This is a genomic window from uncultured Rhodoblastus sp. (assembly GCF_903903185.1).
Classification (GTDB): Bacteria; Pseudomonadota; Alphaproteobacteria; order Rhizobiales; family Beijerinckiaceae; genus Rhodoblastus.
Map to the genome: position 1 here is coordinate 14,762 of NZ_CAIUXT010000209.1, position 20,934 is coordinate 35,695.

The following is a 20,934-nucleotide window of genomic DNA, read 5'->3' on the forward strand; positions in this document are numbered from 1 at the left end:
GCATCTGGCCCCGCGACTGAGGAAGGCCGAAGGCCGACGATCGGTGTGCCTGGCATGGGCGCTGGATTGGAGGTGGAAGTGCTTTGCAGAGCGAGTTGGTAGCAACCGCGAGGTAATTACCCACCCCTATTTTTGGCGCTGGGATCGGTATCGTCCAATGATGTGGTGGAAATTTTCTAAGAAGGGCCGGCGGGCGGAACTCCGCATTTAGCGGAGCCCGCCGGCCCGTCGGGCGGGGGCGGTGACCGCATCCTCTTCGGTTTATAGTCGAGTTGCGAGACTTCACCCTCACGGGGGAACGACACGATGACCGACGATACAATGGCATTTTTCAATTTGGTGCGCGAGCGCGGCGGCGGTGACCTTTTTAAGGATCTCGCCGAAACGGTTTTGGCAGAAGTTGATGGACTACGACGTCGAAGATCTCGTCGGCGCCGCGCGCTACGAGCGTAATGAGGCGCGCACGACGCAGCGCAACGGTTTTCGCGAACGGAATCTGGAGACGCAGTTCGGCACGCTCGACCTCAAGATTCCGAATCTCCGTCAGGGCAGCTATTTCCCTGCGTTTCTGGAGCCGCGCATGACTGCCGAGCGGGCGCTCGTCGCCGTGGTGCAGGAGGCCTGGTACAAGGCGTTTCGACGCGCAAGGTCGACGACTTCGCGCAGGCCGCAGGACGTCCTTGAACGCCCGTCGTCAGCGCGGGCTATGGGGCGTGTCGGGCATTTCGAAAAGCCAGGCGTCCAAGCTTTGCCAGGACATCGACGAACGGGTGAACTCCTTCCTCGATCGGCGGATCGAAGGCGACTGGCCCTATCTGTGGCTCGACGCCACCTATCTGAAAGTGCGCGAGAACGGCCGCATCGTTTCGGTAGCGGCAATAATCGCTACGGCCGTCAATACCGAAGGCAAGCGCGAGATTTTGGGTTTGGGCCCTTCGGAAGCGGCGGTGTTCTGGCTCGATTTTCTGCGTTCCCTTGAAAAGCGCGGGCTCAAGGGCGTGAAGCTGGTGATTTCCGACGCGCACGAAGGCCTGAAAGCGGCGATCGCGCAGGTATTCAAGGCGAGTTGGCAGCGCTGTCGCGTCCACTTCATGCGAAACGCGCTCGCCCATGTGTCGAAGGCGGAGCATTCCATGGTCTCGGCGGCAATCCGCTCGGTTTTCGCCCAGGACAAACAAGCCGCCGCCTCGCAGACCTGGCGCCACGTCGCCGACCAGTTGCGCCAGCGCTTCGGCAAACTCGCCGCCTTGATGGACGAAGCCGAGGCCGATGTGATCGCCTTCATGGCATTCCCGCGCGCCCATTGGTCGAAACTGCATTCGACCAACCCGATCGAGCGATTGAACAAAGAGGTCAAACGGCGCGCCGATGTCGTCGGCATCTTCCCAAACGAGCCGTCGATCAGGCGCCTCGTTGGCGCGATCCTGCTCGAACAAAATGACGAGTGGCAATTGCAGCATCGCTACATCAGCCTGGAAACCATGACCGGCCGCGCCGAACAGGCGACGTCATTGCCGAAAATCGCAGCTTGAGGAGGCGCACAGACCGCCCCTGAATTTCCACCATCTTGACGGACGTGATCTCCGCAAAATCGTCCAAGTTCCACAGAGAGTGAAGCAGAGCCCATTTAACTGCCGAGGGACACGATGGTATCCGCTCAAGGAAGCCGCGTTGCATGGCTCGATTTATTTTGCATGACGTAAGAAAAGTATGATATCATTCGAAAAGGCCCAACGCATTCAAAATTCTGCACAAGCAGGGGAGGGCTCGGCATGATTATGGTTAGATCGCTCTTGCGCGAAACGTTTTCAGGGGATCAAAATTGTCGAGCGCCTTGCATCCTTGGTGGATCATGCGCCGTCCGACTGGATGTCCCATCCAAAACCGAAAAATGATCCGATGAAACGATTGGCACTCGGGCGCCTTTCAACCCTCGCTTTTTTGGCTGTTACATTTGTTCCAGCCGATGCATCCGGACAGAACGCCGGAAAGCGTATATATTCGACGATCTCGAATTGCGAACTGGCGCATGTACTGACGGTGGATCAATGCCGCAACGCGCATGCTAATGCTTTGGCCGAACTCGATGAGAAGTCGCCGCGGTTTGCGTCGCGAACAGATTGCGAGAAAAGCTTCAAACACTGCATGATTGCCGGATTTCGCGGCCAGCGCGCCGAGTTCGAACCTGCGTTGCGGGGGTTTGAAGTCAACGCCCGCTCGGAAACCGACAAGACGGTCCTGCCGATCCTTGACGGAGAAGGCTCATCCCTTGGCTTTCGCGCCAGAACAGTGTTGCGAATGGACACGGGGATATCTTTTTCGATGCATGAGCAGGCGCAAAAGCGTTGGGCGCAAGTTCAAAACGCGCGGGCCGCAGCGGGCGCGTATGGAGGCGATCTGGATTCAAATGGCGGGGTTCAGGATTCGTCGGCGCCGAATATTTCGCCCCCCCAGCCCATGCCGCCATCGGAGAACGACTTGGCTGCCGCGGCTCACCGCCGCCAGGAAATCCGGAACGCGCCGACGGTTTATTGAGGAGGAATTCCGTGTAAGTTATTATTTTTTTTACGATTTCAATGGATGATAATTATGCATTGTATCGCGCCGTTTTCTTAAGGATCGTGTTCCAATGGGTTGCCAACTGACGGTGCGCGCCGTCGTTTTCCTGGCCGAGCCGAGAAGGGGCAGGCGTCCGGGCGACGTAAGGATCATCCTCAACAACGCTGTCCGGTGTCTCGAGCTCCTTTGGCGGAGTCACTAAACCTCCCGTTCGTCGTCTTCCCAACAAGTCCGAACGGCTCAAACACCTCGCAAATTTCACAATTTTGCCATACCCGCCCGAAACGCCAAAAATCGAACGAACCCCTAAAACAGCCTCGTTTCGGAATTGCTACAGCGATGGAAAGACGTTGACTTAACTGGAGGTTCAGTCTAACCGCTGATCCTGAATTTTGTTGTAGGGAGACGTTATGCGTTCTTTGTCTGCCTCGATAAGGATTGCTGGGCTTTTTTGTTGCCTTGCGATCGCCGGCTGCGAAAGTGTCGCAAGTTTGGGACCTGCTACGCCGGAGGAGGAGCGAGAGCTTGTTCTCGCGGCGACGACGGTATCGCCGCAATTGCAACCCGGCGATAAGATCAAGGTCACCGTTTTCGGCGAAGATCGCCTTTCCGGCGAATATGAAATCGATGCTGCTGGATTCGTGTCGCTGCCTTTGGCGGGCACGATCCATGCGGCCGGTTTAAGCAAGCAGGAAATGGAGCGGGCCCTCGCAAAGAAATTTAACAGCGAGTATTTACGAAGTCCAAAAGTGACGGTCGACATGTCAAGCTTTCGGCCATTTTATATTTTAGGAGAAGTGGCGAAGCCGGGAGAATACCCTTTCAGGAATGGGCTCAATGTCATGAGCGCGATCGCGCTGGCCGGCGGCGCCACCTATCGCGCCAGACAATCGGACGTTCAGATCAAGCATGTCGGGGACGCTGGCTTCAAGGAATATCGAATGTCTCCGACCATTCCCGTGTCCCCGGGTGATTTGATCCGCGTTCCTCAGCGTTATTTTTAGATTTCGATGCAATTCTTATATTAGGTTAACGGTGTGATTGTGTCATATTTGACAACGGGGGAGCGAAAATCTCCGAACGGACCCGCCTTAGTATACAACGTCCTGTTTTCTCTTGACCTACGCGAATTAATTGACGCATATCAATGACGCTGTCGTACCGTCACGTCTAACTGTCATAGTCTTGCTGCGCAAGCGGTGCCGATGCGCCTGCTGAGAGCGTTTCCTCGAAACGATGAATTGGGTAGCAGTTGCTTTTTTCATACCGGAGACAAGGAGTCGGTGGGATTGACGCCCTTGGTTCGCGCGGGGTCCGACGTAAAAATAACGATAATTGTTAGCTTAGCCCAAGGGCTTGGGATTTTTGAAGGAACAAGCCATTGAATCACGGCAAGAAAATTAGATTTGGCAGGTTCGGACTCGCTGGCGCGTCGATCGTTGCGATAGTGGCTTCCAATTCCGCCTTTGCCGACGACGTCGCGCCTTCGTTCGCTGCGCAGGGCGCGGCGATACCTGGATCGGCGACTCCGGAGGCGCTCGCTTCGGGAGCGGGGGCGAATCAAAGCTACGGAATTCCTTACGGCAGCTGGATGCTATATCCATCTATTTTCGTTGGCGGCGTCTTCAACAGCAATGTGTATCAAACCCAGGCCAATCAAACGGCGGCGGGGGGGGCGCGTCTGACGCCGAATATCGAAGCAGACCTCGACAATGGGTTGCACAAGACGACGGTTTACGCGAATGTCGACGCCCAGCTTTATCCCGGCGCTACGTCAAAACTCGGCCAGACCGCGACGACCGTTTCCGGTCGCGTCGGCCTGGCGCATATTTGGTCGCCGACGAGCGATATCGTCGCGAGGTTCTCGGTTGATTATACCCGTCAGGATGGTCCTTTTGGCGCGACCTTGGCGACGAGCGTCCCGATCGGGTCAGCGACCGCTTTTGTTGGCGCTCCCGTGGCGCTGAACGCCAATGGTTTCAGACAGTTCTCCAACCAGACCACGGTCCTGGCGTCGGTCGAAAAAACCCTGACCGGGCAGACTTTCGTCCGTGTCGGGGTGGGGGCGCAGCAGTTGATCTACGAGGCGGCGCCGCGGGGTTACTTCGGCGGACAAAACGGCATAGATTCCAATGCCTTTGTTCGCGGCGGTTTCTGGGTGACGCCGCTCGTCAATGTTTTCGTCGAAACCGGCGGAGATTTGCGGCGCTACTACGGTTCGTCATTTTACGACGCCAATTCATATCGGGCCATTGCTGGATTGGCATCCGACATGATCGGGTTGGTCCGGGGACAGATCTACGGCGGTTTGCAGCAGCAATTCAGCACGCAGGGGACTTTTCGCGACCTTACGAAGCCAGCCCTCGGCTTTAGCCTCACCTATTATCCATTGGAATATCTCACCATAGCGGCGAGCCTCAGCAATTCATTTGGCGCTCCAGGGTCTTCTAGCCCTAATGCGGTTGTTTCGGCCAATAACGAAACCTGGCAAGCGAGGTTGCAGGCCGATTACGCCCTGTTCGAATATTGGCGCGCCTCCGTGCGCGCCGGCTATACCGATACGCTATATACAAGCAATTCGACGTCGTCCCGGGCATGGCTCGCGGGCGCCGGTTTCAGCTATAATCTCTGGCGCAATGTGGCGCTGACCGTCGACTATCAATTCACACGCACCAATTCCCTGGGCGTCAGCGCCACGTCCTATTCACAAAATCTGGCTACCGCGGGCGTCACGTATCGCTACTGAAATTCGGGAGATGTCATGGGAAACGCCAAAATGGTTTCGCTTTTCGCCCTGCTGACTTTCGCTGGCGGCCAGGGCGTGGCTATGGCCCAGGCGACGCGCCCGCCGGTTCCCGCTTATGGCATGCGTTCGCCAGCCAATGTTGCGACGAAAATCAGTTCTTTGCTCAGAAAATATCCCCGTGGCGGCAGTTCTCTGACTTTGGCGATCCAGCGTCTTTTGCAGGCCGATCCGGCCGCGGTCGCCGCAGTGATTGACACTGCGGCGAATCAGGCGAATGCCCAGCAGGCGCTCGCGCTTGAGCAAGGCGTGGTGCAGGCGGTGGCGGAGATGAAGAGCGCCGATCCGGTCGGCGCGCGATCCATTCAATCCTATCTCGACTCCAACAAGACCAATTTGGCGGTGGCTCAAATTCTCGCCGCCCAGGTTGCGCAGGGCGCGTTACCCGGCGGTAATAGCGGTAGAGGCGCTGCCGCGGGCGCCGCCGCAGGCGCGGGCGGCGGCGGCGGCTTCGTTGGCGGCGGCGGCGGGGTTGTCAGTTCGCATTGAAGTGGAAATCATCGTATAAAATCAGAGCTATTGGTCCTGAGTGATTCTGTTCTCGATCCGGACGAACGGGACGCCGCAGGCGTGTTGGAAATGGCTCCGCGAAAGCGTTCCGTCGTGCATCGATGATGCGCTCGCGTGCAAATGGGGTTTGATGTGGGTTTTGAAATCGAATGCGGAAAGAGCGGGGAGTCCGCCAACGGGCGCCTCGAGGGTGACGCCGCGCCATTGTCGCGCGTGTCGGCGACGACCGGTCTTGTGCAGGTAGCGTCGCCACGTTCCTGGCTCGATGAAACTTTCCAACTGGCTCCCGGCGAGCGCTGGTTTGTCGTACAGGCTTTGGCCAGGCGCGAAGCAAAGGCTCAATTCCATCTTCGCCAGCAAGGTTTTCGTGCGTTTCTGCCGGTGGTGACGCGAACGGTGCGCCACGCCCGCAAGACGCACAGCGCCAACCTCGCCGCCTTTCCGGGCTATCTCTTCGTTCCATTGGATCTCCAGCGGCATCGCTGGCGCTCGGTCAACGGCACCTTTGGCGTTTCGCGCCTGGTCATGGGAAAGTCGTTTCCGCTCCCCGTGCCGCCAGGGATTGTCGAAACTTTGCTTGATTATCGCGACAAGGGCGGCGTCTGCCGGTTTGATCGCGACCTTGTCGTCGGCCAGCAGGTTCGCGTCATGAGCGGGCCCCTGGCCGAGGCGCTCGGCAAATTGGTGCGCCTGGACGGCGCAGGCCGCGTGCAGGTTCTGCTCGAAATCCTCAGCGGCCAAGTACGCGCGACCATCGACCGCTCGGCGCTCGAGGCCGCTTGATCGATCGCCCTTAGGGGCGGTTCATGAATGTTGATCTGGGTGGAGCGCTCGTTTCACCCAAACGGCGGTAGCATGGAAAAATTCCTTCGCCCACGCCAACGGATCGCTGCGCATTTGTCGACACAGTCTTTTATCGTCGGGGATCGTCCAACTGCGCCGTGGCTCGGCGCGTCCTCCGACTGGGCGATCTCCTGGCGCGACGAACCCCTGGAGACTTTGCTCCTCGCCGGCCTCCTCGCCGGTCTTGCATGGGCGCCGTTCTGGCTTGGCGGCGATCGGCCAATGGCCTGGGGCGTCAATGGCGTCTGGTTTCCCTCTCTCGTCGTCGTCTATGAACTTGGCCTTTTGGCGCGCGGACGCAAACATCCTCTCGCGCTCAAGCGGTTCGCCGTCCCGGTCGGCTTGTTCTGCGGCGTCGTCCTGTGGATCGGCGTCCAGATTTCGACCCTTCTTGCGCCGCCGGCTTTTGTTCATCCCATCTGGGCCATGGCCAGCGACGTTCTGGGCGTTCAGCTCAACGGTGCGATTTCGGTCAATCCGCAGGCCAGCGCGCTGGCATTGATGCGGCTTTTGACCGACGCCAGCGTGCTTTGGCTGGCGATCCAGCTCTGTCGCGCGCCGCGGCGCGCCATGCTTCTGATCGAGAGCCTCGTCGCCATCTTTACCGCCTATTCCGCTTATGGGCTTTTGCTGTCGGCCTTTTACGGCGGCGCCATCCCCTTCTTCGATGCGCCGGACACGGGCCGTTTTGTCCGCTCGACCTTTGTAAATCGCAACAACTTCGCTACCTATGCCGGTCTCGGCCTCATTGCCGCCGCCGCGCTGACCTTGCGCCTGTTTCGCCATGAAGTTCCCAACCTCGAAGGAATTGGCTCATATCGCCTCTCCCGGCTGATCGAAGTGACGGGGCGGCGGGGATTGCGCCTTGTCGCCGCCTGTCTCGTCATATTGGTCGCCCTTCTGGGCACGGTTTCGCGCGGCGGCATTCTCGCCACGGGCCTTGGCATGTTTGCTTTGTTCGTTCTATCTTTCGCCCCCCAGAGGCGCGGCGGCCGCGAACAGATCGAGACCATCCTTTTCGTTTCGATTGCTTTGCTCGCCGGCTTCCTGATGTTTGGCGATCGAATTGTCGGTCGCATTTCGGAGGTCGGACTCACCGACGCCAGCCGCCTCGCCGTTGATGTCATCATCGCCCATTCCCTGCTCGATGCGCCTTTTTTGGGTTTTGGCTACGGTACATTTGCCGATGTGTTCCCAATGTATCGCGACCAGTCGATCAGCCCCTATGGCGTTTGGGACATGGCGCATAACAGCTATCTGGAGGTTTTGCAGGGATTGGGGCTGATCTTTGGCGGCGCGCTGATCGCTGCGCTGGCTTTGCTGGCATGGAAATGTCTGCACGCCGCCGTGGCGCGCCGGGGCAACGCCACGGCGGCGATCGTCGCCGCCAGCGCCTGCTTATTGGTCGGCGCCCACGCCATGGTCGATTTCAGCCTGCAGATCGAAGCTGTCACGCTCACCTTTATGGCCATGCTCGGAGCTGGGCTGGCGCAATCGGAAAGTTCGCGCAGTGTCTCGTCCGACTGAACGTCGAATGACGCTGCGCATGACAAAAGTGAATTGATGCCTGATGCTTGATCGAGCCAACATGAACTCTGCTCCGGATCTGGAACATCGCGTCGCCGAGACAGGCGGATTCGATATTCGTGAAGCGCTGAATTTCGTTTGGCGCCAATGGAAATTTATTCTAGGGGTCACGGCGCTCGCGGTCCTGCTCGGCACCATTTATATTTCGCGTCAAACCCCGCTTTTTACCGCGAGCGCCCAGCTTCTGCTGGAGCCGAGCAAGGCGAAGCCGATCAGCCAGGATGCTGCGCCCGTCGATATGCCGCTCGATTTGGCGGCCATTGAAAGCCAGATCGCCGTCATCAAATCGAGCTCTCTGCTGCGGCGGGTCGTCGCCAAGGAAAAGCTATTCAACGACGCCGAGTTCGGCTCAGGCCCCGTCGGTCCCGGCGCAAGCATGCTGTCGACGATCAAAGGCTTTTTTGTGCGAACGTCCGAACCGGCGCCGACGCAGCCAACCCGCCCAAATCAATCGGATGCTGGCCCCGACGTCATGTCGCCCGAGATCATCGGCACGGTGGAAAACCTCAAACTTGCGGTCGGCGTCGCGCGCGCCGGACAGGCTTTGGTGTTGAACGTGACGTTCACCTCGGCCGATCCCAACAAGGCGGCGCGCCTGGCAAACGCCGTCGCCGACGCCTATGTCGTCGACAAGCTTGACGCGCGTTTCGACGCCGCCAAACGCGCTTCGGTTTGGCTAAGCGATCGATTGGTGGAATTGCGGCAGCAATTGCGTGAATCGGAAGAGGCCGTCAACGCGTTTCGAACGGCCAATAATCTGGTCCAGGCGGGAGTTGGCGCGACGCTCAACCAGGAACAATTGGCGCAGATGAATGGGCGCCTTATCGCCGCCCGCGCCGAGACCGGGGAAAAAAAGGCGCGTCTCGACCTGCTTCAGCGCGTCCAGGCCAATGGCGGTAATATTTCGGCTCTGCCCGACGTGATGAATTCCGGCGCCATCGCCGATCTGCGCAAACAGGAGAACGACGTTTCCCGCCAGGAGGCCGATCTTCTGGCCCGTTACAGTGACCGCCATCCCTCCGTCGTTAACTTGCGCGCCCAATTGTCCGACATACGTCGCGCCGTGGCCGCCGAAATTGCCCGTTTGACCAATAACATCCGCAATGAATATGAATTGGCCAGATCGCGCGAGTTGGCCGTTGAAAAAACATTGCGCGAAGTAACCGGTCAGACCGACATCGATAATTCCAAGGCGATCACATTACGCGAACTTGAGCGCACCGCCGCAGTCAACAAGAGCCTGTTCGAGGATTTTTTGCAGCGCGCCCGAGTCACTCAGGAGCAATCGACTTTTGAGGCGCGCGATGCGCGCGTGATTTCTGCGGCACAACCGCCAATGCTGCCGTCTTCCCCGAAGACCAACCAGATCATGATCATCTCGACCTTGCTCGGGCTGCTGGCCGGCGCCGGCGGCGCCTATCTCCTCGAAATGCTCAACGCTGGCTTCACCACCCCCCGGCAGGTCGAGGAAATGCTCGATATGCCGCTCCTGGCGTCGATCTCGAAAATGGAAACACTGGATCTGACGGTTGACGGCGCCGTTCTGCAAATTCCCCAATATCCCTTCGCCAAACCTTTATCGCGCTTTTCCGAATCCATAAGGTCTTTGCGCAGCGCCATCCAGATGAGCGACGTCGACAATCCACCAAAAATCCTTCAGGTGACCTCGACCATTCCCGGCGAAGGCAAATCGACCCTCTGCATGACCATCGCCAGTTCCGCCGCGCAATCCGGCCAGCGTGTTCTGGTCATCGATTGCGATCTGCGCCATCCAACGATTACCCGCTATTTCAAGCTCGACAAGGCTTTGGGGCTGGTGGATTATCTCGTCGGCGGCGCGGATCTCCAAAAAATCGTCAGCTTTGACGAGACGTTGCGTTTGTGGGTCATCCCGACCGGCGCCAAGACTCAAAATCCGCAGGACCTGCTCGGCTCGGAAAAGCTCCAAAGCACGATCGAGGAGTTGCGCGGCAAGTTCGATCTGATCGTCATCGATACACCGCCGATGGGCCCTGTGGTCGATCCCTTGATTGTTTCCAATCTCGTCGACAAGATCGTTTTCATGGTCCGTTGGGCCTCGACCGCGCGCGAAATGGTCGCACACTCCATCCAGCGTCTGCACGGCCATAAAAAGGTCGCCGGCGTCGTATTCAACTATGTGATCGATGCCCAGGCCCAAAAATACGGCAAATACGCCTATTCCTATTATTATGGTGGTCGTTACTATAAGAAATATTATAACGAATGATCAATATTCGGGAACTTCGTTTCTGGACGATTTTACTCATGGTCGGTTTGAGCATGATGGCTATTGCGACGGCTCTGCCGACCTTGCGTTTCGCTGTTGCCGCGCAATTGGCCGATCCGCAAACCGTTAACGAGCGATTGCAACCCTCGACCATCGATCCGCCGATGGCGCCTTTGGCTTTGCGCTTGACGCTCGTCCTCGCGCCGCCCAAATCGCCGGCCGAGCGCGTCGACGCCTTGCAAGCCTTGCTCGGGCTGACCCCTTTGGTGGGCGGCGCCTGGCTCGACTTGGCGATTGCCCGCCAACAGGCGGGCCAGCCGATGCAGAACGTGGCCAGCGCCTTGGCTCTTTCGTCGCTGACCGGCCCGAACGAGGTTCGTTTCATGGCGGGCAGGGCGGTCTTTGGCTTGCCGCTGTGGGAAAGGCTTCCCCCGGATGTGCGCCGCGGCCTGATTGGCGATCTGGTCGGCGGCTGGGGCGGAGTCACCACCGACGATCGACGCGACCTTGACGCCATCCTGACCGTCGCGTCCGATCAGACCCGCGCAGAAATTTCTGCCGCTTTGCTTCTGGCCGGCAAGCCGGCCGAGCCGATTATGAAAGCGCTGGATCTGTCGCTGGAAACAATTGTGCCTCCGGTCGTCGACCGCGAGGAGACCCACGCCGAGCCGCCGCAGCCTCATGACATTGCGAAACCGTGACGTTCGATAAATGGGTGTTATCGCAAATGTCGCAGGCATTCTCTACGATGTTCAACTCGACGAACTGACGGGTCCCAATAGCCCGCATTTCTCGGTGCACACCCAAGGCGCGCGTTGCGAGTGGAAGAAGGTTCCAGCAGGGAGTTGTCGATTGATCTGGTAGCCCGACGAGCGGTTTGGCTAGGCAACCTGCCCGGTCGAAGCCTTCGCGATAAAGGGCGGCTTTTGGGCGGTTGAGCGATCCGGCAGCACCACGCTCTTAGAAGTCATGGACGCCGCCTACGACGCCGAGGCCCATCATCTGCAAAGCTGCGCGCTTGGCCATGTCGCCATCATCGATCCGAACTTCCGAGTCGACCACGCCCGCAAAGCCGTATGGGCGGCCGAGGTGAAGCGCTGTAGCCTCGTCGACATGCCCGATTTCGATGACGTTCTCTAGCAGGATGCTGAACTCAGACCCGCGCCCAGCCTGACCCATCGCTTCTCCCAGCTCGACATCAAATACTCGGTCGAAATCGGAATTTTGAAAGAAGCTCCTGTGTCATGGGATTGACGATATGACCGACCAACTTCTGGATCGAACCAGTTGCCCATTGTGCATGACAAGCGATGTCAGACAATTCAGTAATCTCGACGGATTCAGATCATCCATTTGCAACGCCTGCGGATTTATGTTCGTAAGAGATGTGGCTACTGCCTCTAAACTCAACGAGTTTTATGAGAACGGTTATTGCAATGAGCGCCAGAAACTTGGGCAGAAAGTAAATGCGACTGTAAACGGCAATGTATTTCGTCGCTTCATTCCGTCTCCTGAATCTAAAAGCATTTTGGATGTCGGAAGTGGTTACGGGTTTTTCTTGGATCTGCTGCGCGATATCGGTTTGTCTCGACGCGTAGGTATTGAGCTCTCAAATCACGAGCGTCGATATGCGCGCACGCAATTCGACCACGAATTGTACGGAAATATAATTGAAATGTCAGACGATGATCGCTTCGACGTCATCACGCTGTTCGAGGTCATCGAGCACATTCCGGATCCTGTCGCCTTCATCAAGGCGTTGCGTCATCATCTCAAGCCGGACGGCACAATCATCATTGGTACTGATAACTTTGCGTCGAGTGTTGCAAGAAAGTTAGGGGATAGATTTCCAAAGTGGATACCTCACGAACATATCAGCTATTTTACACCGGAAACTCTATGTTCGCTGATAACGAGCCACACGGATCTCGAATTATTCGGCAATATCTCTTTTACTCCGTGGGAGCTATACGCACATCAAATGTTGTATATCGTAACGATGGGCCGTCTCGGCGGCATTATATATAGTAATAATGAGCAAATGGCTTCATCTAACCGACCTTATCGCAACTTCGCATTAAGATTATTATTCAACAAGTTTTGGTTTAATTTTATGAAAGATGACAATCTTGAAGGCGAGATGATGTATATCGCTGCTAAAGCCCAAAAATGAGGCAGCCGTCTGACGCATTAGTCTGTTCAGGTCCCTAGACGCAATGAAAACCAATGCAAGTCATCATTTTCCATTGCTCGAGCTTGCGCGATTCTGCGCAGCATTTTCGGTAGTTATTTATCACGTGAAACATTTTTACTTAACAGGCGTAAGCGGCGTCACTTCGAGCCAACTTGCCTACCAATCGTTGGCTTTTTCCAATGTCTTCGGACCTTTATACACTTATGGCTTTCTCGCGGTTCCTGTGTTTTGGGCCATTTCCGGATTCATTATTGCATACAAATACCAGGGCTCGTGCAAGTCAGTTTCATTAAGAACGTTTATCTTTCTAAGGCTATCTAGATTATATCCATTAGTTTTTTTGAGCCTTATTGTCACGGCTTGCGTTCAATATATCTATTACGCAGAGACTGGGTCATTTTTCTTAAATAAAGTAAATGATTTAGATCAATTTATCGCGCATATCTTGCTTATTTCCGGATGGTCAACTGCGTGGCGTGAGTCGTTTAATCATCCCGTATGGTCGGTTTCTGTCGAGGTGATATCTTATTTAATATTTTATTTATGGATCCGTTTTGTGCGTAACGATTTGATTGGATTATTTCAGTTGCTGGGTTTGGCGATTTTAGCGAGAGTTCTATTCGGTGCCAATTCCATCGTATTGTGTCTAATTTTGTTCTTTTGCGGTAGTATAATCTATAACTTTCACTGTATTCTGGCTTCTCGGCTTCGGGCGGCCGCAGGAATGGCGTCTTGCATAGTGGCTTCACTTGGCTTTGCCTGGTTGAGTGTCTCGGAGGGCAGGGCGAATACATTAGGCGTCATTGCGATTGGGTGTGGCGTCGTTGGCGCGTGCGTTTTCCTGGAAAGCGATTTGATGCGGCGGTTTCAACCCTACGTGACGGCGTTGGGAAACCTCACATACTCGTCATATCTAATACATTTTCCATTGCAAATCATGATGTCTATTGCAGTATTCTGGTCGTTCGGAGGAACGGAGCCGCTGGCCAGTCAAACATCAGTTTTAATCTACATTGTTGTGACGTTCCTCCTAGCGCATGTTTCTTTTACATATTTTGAACGACCGATGCAGGCTGTCGTCCGGTGGCGTTTACTCGGAGTCTATCCGACGATTGCATGAAAAGTTTGTGAGCCTTCCGATTGAGCGGGGCATGATCCTGATCATTGCCAATCGAACCGCGCGCCGTCATTTGCGACAAGGGCTATGCTAGCAAGGCAACCCGCGAGGCGGCCCGCACGCGAGGGATAGCTCCGGTGATTCCGCACAAAGCCAAAGAAAAAAACAAGCCGGCTTTCTTCGCGCGACCCCTCTACAAAGCCCGCGCCCGCATCGAGCAGAGCTTCGCACGCCTCAAGCGCTTCAAACGCGTCGCCCTGCACTGCGAAAAGACCTCACGCAACTACAGGTCAATCGTCAGCTTCGCCGGTGCACTATGCTTGATCAAATTCGTCCACCCGTCCTAGAATCGACAGGAACGATGGAATCACAATTGGCTCCGTGGACTCAACTTCTCTTCGGACGGGCTCTCAAATAGTGGATTGATGTCGTGATCTCGCGAAGAAGGTTTGTTGAACGGCTCATTGCGGCGTCGACGTTCTGCAACGTAGGAGCAAGTGAAATGTCATCTAACGAGCTTGCAACGACCTTTCCCGATGAAGCGATCGACGTCGCCATATTTGGTTTCGCGACATCGCCGCATGAGAATTCCGCAGCCCAGGAGAGGATGCGGCGTCACGCCATCCTTCACCCCGGCTCAACGTACCGCTTTTCTCCAGGTGTATATAACCTCACAACACCTCGCTTTCTGTATGGCGTTCGAAATATCGAAGTGATCGCCTACGGGGCGTCGTTCCGGAATGTCAACGCGGGAAAATTTGGTTACTCCGACCTGTACGCCTCGTTCTACATCGGGTCCGGAAGCGTCTTTCATCCGATGAATGACGGCAATCTGGATCTCTCAAGAGCGACGAGCGGCGAACGGATTCACACGGTGAGGGCCGGAGACACGGCCGTTTGGCTCCTGCGGCCAGAAAAAGCCGCAGATTTCTCGCCGGGTGGTTGGGCGCTGGTGCACTGGTTCTCTCGACAGGAGCAGGGATTTCCACCAAATCCCGCCTATTTCGATTACGTCAGGATTGTCGCTGCAAACGGCGACGTTGGCCTGTTGACCCTCGATCGTCCATTGACCTTCGACTACAAGGCCATCGCGCCGGACGACGCATCGCCAAAGGAAACTTATGGTGGAACGGCGACCGGCGCGGCCCGCGTGCTCTGCCTTGATCGCCCAGATTATCAGATATGCGAACGCTTTGTCCTGCGTGGCGGCAAGGGGGTTCGTGTCGGGACAAAAATTTCTCCTGGCTACGACGGGACCTTGGAAATCGCCGGTGCGATCGACGTTCAAGTCCATGATGCCGAGTTCGATGGCTTCTTTCCTTCCATGGCGCGAAACGTGGAGGCTAACGACAGCGTCTTTCGAGCAAATTCCGAAATCGACAAGATCATCGAAACGGTCAGCCTGAAGAACTGCGTCCTCACCGATCTTGCTCAGGGCACGGGCGTGCGGCACTTTGAGATGGATGGCGGTCGTCTTCAGTCGAGTGGTCGTGAAGGATGGAACACGTCGGTGCGTTCCCGCGAGGTCATTTTCCGAAACGTTGACATAGCGGCGCAATATTTTCGACCAGGTGGCGCGCAGGTACTTCTCGATTGGGCGAAGTCCTCCGTGCTCGTGCAGGGCTGCCGATTCTATCCGGACGAGGAGCAGTCCTCGGCTTTCGTTTTCGGCGCATTGGACTTCGTTCCCGATGGCTTAACGGCGACGACGATGACGATCTCGCCGCACAATCCGGCGTGGCGTCAGATCATGCGCGCCATCGACATAACATCGACCATTTCCCTTGAGGCCGGGAATGAGCCCCAGATCTTCACCGTTAACGATCTAGCGTTTGACGCTGCAGGCACCCTCGTGGCGACGGGCGGTTTCACGGGAGCTGTTGCATTGGATCCCCAGGCGAAACGGTTCTTGAGAAGCACGCGAAGATTCGTCGACGCGGGCGACAACCAGATCATCGACGCTCCCCCCGGGTTCAAACTACTGCCTGCCACGCGGAGCATCGCCGAACCGCGCCAAGGATTTGATCCGGCGAGTCGTATTCTCGAATTCGCGGTGCATCGCGGGGAAGCGTTCAGCGCGCCGGTCCAGGGCCGCGTTGACGAGATTACCATCGATGTCGTCCGCCCCTACAAAGGGCTCGATGAAACGGCCACTCTGGCGCTGGAAAACCATGGGGTTGGGCGCGCCCATGATTTCGGATCCATAAACTGCAAGGCGACAGGCGTGCGCAGGGTGTCGACGCGCGATATCCGCGGAGCGGTCCAAGGGGATCGGCTCGTCGCGGAGATTCCTGACATGCTGTGGGTCGAGTTGCTGTCATTCGATTTGCACGGAAGCGCGACACGCGGGTTTGTGGACCAAGGCCAGCCGCCGAAAATTGTCGTTCATGTGAAGACGGGGAGCTTATGAGCGATGTCGGCAAGACAGCTTCGGGGCGCTTGGTAGCCGTGCCGCCTCCGAGCCGGAGCGACAAATTGCGCCGCCTGTTGTGGTCTATCATCGAAGGCTCATTGTTTCGCCTGTCTCCAATCCCGCTTCATGGCTGGAGGCGTTTCCTGCTGCGGTGTTTCGGCGCCCGCATTGGCTCCTGCGCGCGCCCCTATCCCACCGTGCGCATTTGGGCGCCCTGGAACCTTGTCATGGAGCCAGACAGTTGCTTGGGTCCCCACGCGAATTGCTACTCGGCCGCGCGCATCACGATCGGCGCCAAGGCGATCATCAGCCAGGGCGTTTACCTGTGCGGAGCGACGCACGACCATCGTGTTCCAGGAATGCCGCTCGTGGTCGGCGACATCACGATAGCGGCGGAAGCATGGGTGGCGACCGAAGCCTTCGTCGGCCCCGGGGTGACAATAGCTGAGCGGGCGGTGGTCGGAGCCCGGGCCGTCGTTACCAAGGATGTTCCCGCAAACACGGTGGTCGTTGGCAACCCCGCCCGCGCGGTATCGACGAGAGACTGGTCCAACCCGATACAATCATGAGCCAGAGCGCCCACATCCGCCCAATCCCATGAAAAATCTTGAACTTAACTCTCAGGCATCTCGGTGCGACATCCACGCGATCGTCCTGACGTGTAATGAGGTGATGCACCTCGAGCGTTGCCTGGCCAGCCTTCGCAGTCAGGTCACTAGCATCACTGTCGTGGACAGTGGGTCGACTGATCGTACGGTCGACATTGCGAGATCTTTCGGAGCGCAGGTAGTCTCGAACATGTGGGTCAACTATGCGACCCAGATGAACTTCGCCATAGACGCCATCGCAGGTCTACCAGGATGGGCGCTGAGGATCGACGCGGATGAAATCCTGGAGAATGAAAGGGGATTGAACTTGGCCGAAGTCGTCGGTTTGGCGGCGGACAACACCGATGGCCTGCTGGTTCAGCGCCGCATTGTTTTTCTTGGCCGGCGTATTTCACACGGTTCAATCGAGCCAAGCTGGCAACTCCGATTGTGGAGAAATGGCCGCGGACGCTGCGAACTGCGCTGGATGGACGAGCACATCATCGTAGAAGGCGCTGTCGAGAAATCGCCGGTGGTCATCACGGACAGGAACCTGAAATCTCTGACATGGTGGACAGAAAAGCATAACAGTTATGCTTCACGGGAAGCGATAGAAATCTTGAACGCCCGGCACAGGTTCCTCCCGTGCGGCGGGCTTGGAGAAGCGAATCCAGGCATGCAGGCGCGGTTGCGGCGGTTCGTGAAAGATGAAGCATATTTACGACTGCCATCCGGGCTTCGCTCGATGCTCTATTTTTTTTACCGATATGTTCTTCGCCTTGGCTTCATTGATGGGCGTGAAGGGTTGTACTTCCATCTTATGCAAGGTTTGTGGTACAGGGTGCTAGTAGACGCGAAAGTGCATGAAATTGAAGCATTCGCTCGGCAAGAAAGCCTCTCCATTGCTTCGGCGATAAAGGATAGAACGGGATTTGAGGTTGACGCGGTTCAAGAGCAGAGGATTGGATGACCAGGCGGCGATGTCTGGAATTTCAGTTGATCGACCCTATGCGTCCTAAGCCTTGAAACTAAAAGGGATTCTGTCGTCGTTCGGAGCGTCCGGTCTCTCGATTGGCCTTTCGCTTTTGACCAGTGTCGTGCTGGCGCGGTCTCTAAATGCCGACGGGAGGGGGGTCCTTCTCGCCTGCACGTTTTACCCAATGTTCTTTGCGGCTCTGTTCAATCTGAGCTTGAACGAAGCGACGGCCGTACAACTCAGTCGGATATTGGTGAATGACTCGGGCGCGCGCGCGGTTCGTTATGAGATCACGAGTTTGTCGTTGCAGACGCTGATCGCCGTGCTTGGAACCGCGCTATCGCTATTGCTCGTGCATTTGGTTTGGCCAGAAGATCAGCATGAACATCTGCGAGCGGTCGAAGTCTTTGCCGCCAGTTTTACCCCGATCTCAATGCTTGATCTGCATTTCAAAGCGATTCTTCAGGCGAGGGGCGCCTATGAACGGCTGAGCGTTCTTCGATTGTGCCAACCGATTGCCTACGCCGCCCTGCTGATCACCCTAGTGGCAACTTCTCAGATTCAGATCGAGATCGTGATGGCGGCCCAGGTTTTCGCGCTCATGTTTTCGCTAATCTGCGGGATATCGCTGGCGGGCGTTGTCCTTGCGCCGCTTTCTCTCCGGGCGGCGTCCGAAAATCTGTTCGTCGGCCTGAAGTTCCACGCCGCCAATCTGCTGCTCTATACCTCGGCAGAAATTGACAAGCCAATCGTCCTCATGTGGCTGGACAGCAGCAGCGCAGGTGCCTACGTTGTCGCGCTGACGATCAGTACACTCGGCGTCGCCTTCGTCGGACAAAGCATGGCGGTCTTGCTCGTCCGGAACATTGCTCAGGCCGCTGCCCTTTCCGAGCAGCGAGCCATCTTTTACAAGCAGTTATCTTTCACTGCGGCGCTGCTTGCGTTGGTCAATGGCGTTGCGGCTTATATGGCCCCGTGGCTCATTCCTCTGGCATTCGGAGAGTCTTTCAGGTCTGCTGTGCCTGTATTGCAAGTCTTGCTGCTGATGGGCGTTTTCAAGGGCATTCGTCAGATTGCCGACCGCGCCATGCGCGTCATGCACAATGTGCGCGTCGGCATGTCCGGAGAACTTGTCGCGCTTGCCGGCATGCTGACATTTTCCTTGATCGGTGTGAAATTCGGCGGGTTGATCGGGCTAGCGTGGGGCAATGTCCTTGCGCAATTTTGCAGTTTGGTGGTCGTTTTGGTCACGTCGGGCAAGGTCTTATCCACGGATGGATCGATTCTGCTGATGACGGTTGGCCAGCGATTGCGCAACGTGTCGGCTCGGTGTCTAAAATTGAAACGTTCAGAATAGGTTCGTAATGTCCACAGATCAACGCGTAATTCCGCGCGCACCGCAGTCGGACGTGGGCGCTATTCTGCCGGTCTGTGTAGTGTTCGCGTCCGTGGCGATTCTAGACCTCCCACGAGAGGTATCGGCTGGCTTGCTTGGTGGGCTCGTACTCGTTCAACTGCTATTCAACGTTACGGCGACCCGTAGACTTATGTTTACTGATCCCTGCGTTATCATCGGAATCATGTGGGTATTCGCCGTAACCATTCCTATTTTAGCGCCCTACTATTACAAGGATCGATTGTGGTATACTTTATCGCCGTGGGCGCTTGATGCCGCAGCTCTTTGGGCCTATCGCGGATGGGCGGCATTCAGCGTATCATATTACATGAACCTGACGTTTTTTCCCCGCGCGCCAGTCAGGATGGTGCCGACTGAGGTGGATGTCTCTGCTGGACATAGACTGCGGCAGCTTGTAGGCGTTGTCGGTCTTGTAGGTGGGGCGGCGACTCTTGTGATGACCCGTGGTCAGGCCTATTCCCATTTGGAAGGTTTCTCGGATGCGAATACTGTCTCCATGATCGTACTGCAATTGCGTCAGTTCCTGTTGTCTTATATATTTTTATACTTCCACGCTAAAGCTCGAGATGGTTCTGTTTCAGACAGCAAAGTGTTGATCTGGGCGACGTTCGGGATGCTCATCGCGCTGGCAATCGCTTCAAGTTCCAAGGGCGCGGTCGTACAAATCTGCGTCGCCTGGATTTTTGGGAGCGCTTCAGGAGCCGCGAAAGGCAATCTGTGGAGGGAAGGCGCTATCGGAGCGACAGCGATCCTGCTGATCTATTTCGTTTTTCTGTTCGTTACAGCATATCGTCAGGAGCTTACCCTTGTGCATGCCGATGCGAACGCGGCCTACTCGCAAGTGGTCGCCTCGCAGTTCGACGCGCTGAGCGCCGCCTATGCTGATATCCTCGAAGGAAGGGTTGGTAGCGCGGAAAATACATATGACTCGAACTCGGTGCTCGACAGGCTTGGACTTGTCACCGCATTCGCGACCGTCCTTTCCGTCACCAACGGTGTCTCGCCCTACGAACATGCTGTCGCATCCTTCTTTGCGCCCGTTCTCGCGGTTCTTCCTCGAGATCTTCTCAGTGCAAAGGTGCATTTTTTCGATCCGGCTGACCTCGCGCAGTTGCTCGGTTGGAGCTTCGGCGGGTTTTCCCCGACGGTGTTGGGGAGTTTTTTTTGGGCCTGGGGATTTGAAGGCATTGTCTTGGGCATGGCGGGACTGGGGTCCCTGCTTGCATTCATGGTCCGGCGAGCGGAGGGAACCGGAACCCGTTCTGTAATATGGCAGATGCTGACCTTTAGGATGTTGCTTAGCCTCATCGAGGTCGGCGGGGTATTCCAGGCCACCATCATCGTCGAAGTTCGCACTTGGCTGTTCATATTGCCTTTGCTCATTGTCGCGAGGTCCTTCAGACGCGGGGTATCGGGCGCTAGTCAACGCACCGGAACTACCACCAACCGTAATGGCGTGTCTTTAATCGGTCGCCTGTGATCTCTTGCCGCTCGGACAATCGCGTTCATCTGAACTCCTGTTCCACAGTCCACAGTTAGCCCGTTCAATTCACGATGGTTCGCTTTTTCGCGCCTTTTCGATGCCGTCGGTCTTGGGGCGCACGTCATCGACCAGCTTTTTCACCGCCTGATGAACTTTACTTTGATGAACGCGCTGGAGAGATCGGGGGGATGGATCGG

At 56.5% G+C, this 20,934-nt stretch carries 17 protein-coding genes and 1 pseudogene; 17 read left to right on the top strand and 1 reads right to left on the bottom strand.

The features are described 5' to 3' along the window. Nucleotides 1-306: 306 nt before the first annotated feature. The 5 genes and pseudogenes from QZY01_RS18320 (at nucleotide 307) to QZY01_RS18340 (ending at nucleotide 5,851) form a co-directional block, all read left to right on the top strand. Nucleotides 307-1,532, top strand: a pseudogene (locus QZY01_RS18320) (IS256 family transposase). Between the two features lie 313 nt (nucleotides 1,533-1,845). Next, complete coding sequence (locus tag QZY01_RS18325) at nucleotides 1,846-2,535, top strand: DUF1190 domain-containing protein (RefSeq protein WP_294540104.1); 690 nt, start codon at nucleotides 1,846-1,848, stop codon at nucleotides 2,533-2,535. A gap of 434 nt (nucleotides 2,536-2,969) precedes the next feature. Next, nucleotides 2,970-3,563 carry a polysaccharide biosynthesis/export family protein gene (locus tag QZY01_RS18330; RefSeq protein WP_294540070.1) on the top strand — a complete coding sequence of 198 codons (594 nt, stop codon included), beginning with the start codon at nucleotides 2,970-2,972 and terminating at the stop codon, nucleotides 3,561-3,563. A gap of 443 nt (nucleotides 3,564-4,006) precedes the next feature. Next, on the top strand, nucleotides 4,007-5,305 hold the full coding sequence (locus QZY01_RS18335) for an outer membrane beta-barrel protein (RefSeq protein ID WP_294540072.1): 1,299 nt from the start codon (nucleotides 4,007-4,009) through the stop codon (nucleotides 5,303-5,305). A gap of 15 nt (nucleotides 5,306-5,320) precedes the next feature. After that, nucleotides 5,321-5,851, top strand: a complete 531-nt coding sequence (locus QZY01_RS18340; RefSeq protein WP_294540074.1) for a hypothetical protein — start codon at nucleotides 5,321-5,323, stop codon at nucleotides 5,849-5,851. A 27-nt stretch (nucleotides 5,852-5,878) separates the two neighbouring features. Here the strand turns inward: QZY01_RS18340 and QZY01_RS18345 are convergent, their stop codons facing one another. After that, a complete protein-coding gene (locus tag QZY01_RS18345; protein ID WP_294540076.1) occupies nucleotides 5,879-6,613 on the bottom strand; it encodes a hypothetical protein in 735 nt (244 codons plus the stop codon). Between the two features lie 156 nt (nucleotides 6,614-6,769). Between QZY01_RS18345 and QZY01_RS18350 the strand changes: the two genes are divergently transcribed. From QZY01_RS18350 to QZY01_RS18405, 12 genes are all read left to right on the top strand, one after another. Continuing rightward, nucleotides 6,770-8,242 (top strand): O-antigen ligase family protein, encoded by a 1,473-nt coding sequence (locus QZY01_RS18350; protein WP_294540078.1) that lies wholly within the window; start codon nucleotides 6,770-6,772, stop codon nucleotides 8,240-8,242. 61 nt (nucleotides 8,243-8,303) lie between these two features. Continuing rightward, the gene (locus QZY01_RS18355) at nucleotides 8,304-10,550 is read left to right on the top strand and encodes a polysaccharide biosynthesis tyrosine autokinase (RefSeq protein WP_294540080.1); all 2,247 of its coding nucleotides are present in this window, start codon (nucleotides 8,304-8,306) and stop codon (nucleotides 10,548-10,550) included. Continuing rightward, nucleotides 10,547-11,251, top strand: a complete 705-nt coding sequence (locus QZY01_RS18360; protein ID WP_294540081.1) for a hypothetical protein — start codon at nucleotides 10,547-10,549, stop codon at nucleotides 11,249-11,251. Before QZY01_RS18355 ends, QZY01_RS18360 begins: the two co-directional genes overlap by 4 nt. A 268-nt stretch (nucleotides 11,252-11,519) precedes the next feature. After that, complete coding sequence (locus tag QZY01_RS18365; protein ID WP_294540083.1) at nucleotides 11,520-11,690, top strand: hypothetical protein; 171 nt, start codon at nucleotides 11,520-11,522, stop codon at nucleotides 11,688-11,690. A gap of 118 nt (nucleotides 11,691-11,808) precedes the next feature. After that, the gene (locus QZY01_RS18370) at nucleotides 11,809-12,723 is read left to right on the top strand and encodes a class I SAM-dependent methyltransferase (RefSeq protein ID WP_294540085.1); all 915 of its coding nucleotides are present in this window, start codon (nucleotides 11,809-11,811) and stop codon (nucleotides 12,721-12,723) included. A gap of 43 nt (nucleotides 12,724-12,766) precedes the next feature. Next, nucleotides 12,767-13,864, top strand: a complete 1,098-nt coding sequence (locus tag QZY01_RS18375) for an acyltransferase (protein WP_294540087.1) — start codon at nucleotides 12,767-12,769, stop codon at nucleotides 13,862-13,864. Nucleotides 13,865-13,908: 44 nt separating this feature from the next. Continuing rightward, a complete protein-coding gene (locus QZY01_RS18380) occupies nucleotides 13,909-14,208 on the top strand; it encodes a transposase (protein ID WP_294540089.1) in 300 nt (99 codons plus the stop codon). A 155-nt stretch (nucleotides 14,209-14,363) separates the two neighbouring features. Further along, entirely contained in the window at nucleotides 14,364-16,271 is a 1,908-nt protein-coding gene (locus tag QZY01_RS18385) for a hypothetical protein (protein ID WP_294540092.1), read from the top strand. Further along, nucleotides 16,268-16,843, top strand: a complete 576-nt coding sequence (locus tag QZY01_RS18390; RefSeq protein ID WP_294540094.1) for a putative colanic acid biosynthesis acetyltransferase — start codon at nucleotides 16,268-16,270, stop codon at nucleotides 16,841-16,843. Before QZY01_RS18385 ends, QZY01_RS18390 begins: the two co-directional genes overlap by 4 nt. Before the next feature lie 28 nt (nucleotides 16,844-16,871). Continuing rightward, entirely contained in the window at nucleotides 16,872-17,831 is a 960-nt protein-coding gene (locus QZY01_RS18395) for a glycosyltransferase family 2 protein (protein ID WP_294540096.1), read from the top strand. Between the two features lie 115 nt (nucleotides 17,832-17,946). Then, nucleotides 17,947-19,194 carry a hypothetical protein gene (locus QZY01_RS18400; RefSeq protein WP_294540098.1) on the top strand — a complete coding sequence of 416 codons (1,248 nt, stop codon included), beginning with the start codon at nucleotides 17,947-17,949 and terminating at the stop codon, nucleotides 19,192-19,194. 190 nt (nucleotides 19,195-19,384) lie between these two features. Then, a complete protein-coding gene (locus tag QZY01_RS18405; RefSeq protein ID WP_294540100.1) occupies nucleotides 19,385-20,734 on the top strand; it encodes a hypothetical protein in 1,350 nt (449 codons plus the stop codon). Nucleotides 20,735-20,934 lie beyond the last annotated feature (200 nt).